General features: G+C 67.0%; 3 protein-coding genes and 1 pseudogene. All 4 read right to left on the bottom strand.

From position 1 onward, the window contains the following. Positions 1-259: hypothetical protein (locus ACK41U_RS07670; RefSeq protein ID WP_409677905.1), on the bottom strand; the 259-nt coding region annotated here is incomplete at its 3' end. 200 nt (positions 260-459) lie between these two features. Beyond that, positions 460-1239: a succinate dehydrogenase iron-sulfur subunit gene (locus ACK41U_RS07665; protein ID WP_409677903.1), complete on the bottom strand. Its 780-nt coding sequence runs from the start codon at positions 1237-1239 to the stop codon at positions 460-462. Between the two features lie 12 nt (positions 1240-1251). Next, complete coding sequence (locus ACK41U_RS07660; RefSeq protein WP_409677900.1) at positions 1252-2106, bottom strand: hypothetical protein; 855 nt, start codon at positions 2104-2106, stop codon at positions 1252-1254. Between the two features lie 2 nt (positions 2107-2108). Continuing rightward, positions 2109-2358 (bottom strand): annotated as a pseudogene (locus ACK41U_RS07655) (hypothetical protein); the annotation flags it as partial.

Raw genomic sequence — 2358 nt, 5'->3', positions numbered from 1 at the left:
GCAGGCCCATCCGCGCCGCCTGTATCTCGGGCGCGGGCGAGACGCGGTCATAGGGCGTCGTGTCCCAGGCCGGGAAATCCAGCACCGGCAGACCCGGCGCCAGAAAGGCCAGCGAGGCGCGCGTGGCCGCCATCCGCCTGTCGTCGCGGGCGATATGGATCACGGGCGCGCCGCGATTTTCGGGCCGGGCGGCCTCGCGCGCGATCAGGGCGGCATCATAGCCCTCGGGGGCGCCGGACAGGGTGATCTGCTGGGTCATGCGGGCTGACCTAAGCTGCGGGATGGGGAAGTCAAGCGGGCTTCGGAACCGGTGCCGCGGTTTCGGGGCCTTTGCCTGCCCCGCAGCCTGTGGGCGCACCCCGTCCGACCGACACCGGCACCCTCCATGGCGGGCACAGGCCCGCCATGGGAATTGTCACCGGAACCAGCCATGACAAAGGGCTGACCCGCGGGCGCAGATCACGCCGCGCGTTCCACCATCATGTGCTTGATCGCCGCAATCGCCTTGGCCGGGTTCAGACCCTTGGGGCAGGTATTGGTGCAGTTCATGATCGTGTGGCAGCGATACAGCTTGAACGGGTCTTCCAGCTCGTCCAGACGATCACCCGTCGCCTCATCGCGCGAGTCGATGATCCAGCGATAGGCGTGCAGCAGGGCGGCCGGTCCCAGATAGCGGTCGCCGTTCCACCAGTAGCTGGGGCACGAGGTCGAACAGGACGCGCACAGGATGCACTCATAAAGACCGTCCAGTTTCTTGCGATCCTCGATCGACTGCTTCCATTCCTTGCCGGGCGTGGGCGAGACGGTCTGCAGATAGGGGTTCACAGAAGCATGCTGGGCATAGAAATGCGTCAGATCGGGCACCAGATCCTTGACCACCGGCATATGCGGCAGCGGATAGATCGCGACATCGCCCTTGACCTCGTCGATGCCGAAGATGCAGGCCAGCCGGTTGCCGCCGTCGATCACCATCGCGCAGGAGCCACAGATCCCCTCGCGGCAGGACCGGCGAAAGGACAGGGTGGGATCAATCTCGTTCTTGATCTTGATCAGCGCGTCCAGAATCATCGGGCCGCATTTGTCCAGATCCACGAAATACGTGTCCAGACGCGGGTTCTCGCCGGTTTCCGGGTCCCAGCGATAGATCTTGAACTTGCGCACATTCGTCGCGCCCTCGGGCTTGGGCCAGGTCTTGCCGACCCGGATCTGGCTGTTCTTGGGCAGGGTGAACTGGACCATGGGATGCTCCTTTCAGGAAGTGCCTTTGGGCGGCGCGTCAGCCGCAAACAGTGTCTGGGAACGCGCGACAAGATCAGCGACCTTGTCCCGCGCATGAGGGTTAAGCGCCAGACCATTGATCCGGCGCAGAAATTCGGTCGCACCCGCAGACAGACGCTCCATCGAGCGGCCCTCCAGCGGCGCCAGCGCGGCAATCCGCGCCTCAGACAGGCCCGCGATGCGCAACAGCTGGGCGCCGGGGCGGGCCGGATCGGCCTCATCCTCCAGCCGCAGCCGGTGCAGGCAACCGGGCGCCAGTGCCGCCGACAGCCGCCGCATCAGATCGCCCCAGCCGGGCAGGTCCGAGACCTCGGCCTGAAATTCGTCAAATCCGCGGGGATAGCCATCGGTGCGCACGGCCTGCGCCCAGACCGAGGGCTTCCACTGGGTCATACGGCGCGTACCGACCACGAATTGCGGCGCAAAGCCGCGCTCCTGCGCGACCTTGTCCAGCAGTTTCACGATCCGGGGCAGCATCGGAAACAGGCGCGTCTCGCCGCCATTGCCGGGCATCGCACCGGCCAGATTCTCGTGGCTGATCAGAACCGTCTGCGACCCGTCGGGCACCGTGTCCAGCACATCCTCGAAGGCCAGCCGGAACAGCCGTTCATTGTCATCTCCGGGTGCAAGGCTCAGCCGGATGGCTGCGCGGCCAAGCGGGCGCATCGGCGTGCCCTCTTCGGGCGTGCGCAGGATCACGGCATCGGCCATGTCGCCCGCATTGCGGCGCAGAAAGCGCTGCAACGAGGTCGTGCCGGTCTTCTGGACCCCGACATGCAGGATCATCGACCGGCCCATGGGCGTTGCGCTGTTCTCTGGCCGCGCCATCCTCAGCCCCGCCAGCCCGGCTGATCACTCAGCGGGCGTGTGGGCATCTGCCCCGAGCGGTTGACGACGCAACGGTCAAACACCCTGGCCGGATCGCGGCCCATCATGTAATCGCTGCTCACCTCCAGCGTCACGCGGCCCGAGCTGCGGGTGCCGTGCGGACCCGAGCCGATGCCAACCGCCACCTCACCGCGTGGCCGTTCGGCAAGGCGGGCGTGGGGGGGGGGGGGGGGGGGGGGGGGGGGGCGCGCG

It is taken from the genome of Paracoccus sp. (in: a-proteobacteria), assembly GCF_046289755.1.
Taxonomy (GTDB): Bacteria; Pseudomonadota; Alphaproteobacteria; order Rhodobacterales; family Rhodobacteraceae; genus Paracoccus.
The sequence above is the reverse complement of the archived record's forward strand: the minus strand, read 5'-3'. Positions and strand labels throughout refer to the sequence as shown.

Coding starts and splice junctions, on each gene's coding strand:
- ACK41U_RS07665 (WP_409677903.1), bottom strand. CDS start 1,239: ATGGTCCAGTTCACCCTGCCCAAGAACAGCCAGATCCGGGTCGGCAAG.
- ACK41U_RS07660 (WP_409677900.1), bottom strand. CDS start 2,106: ATGGCGCGGCCAGAGAACAGCGCAACGCCCATGGGCCGGTCGATGATC.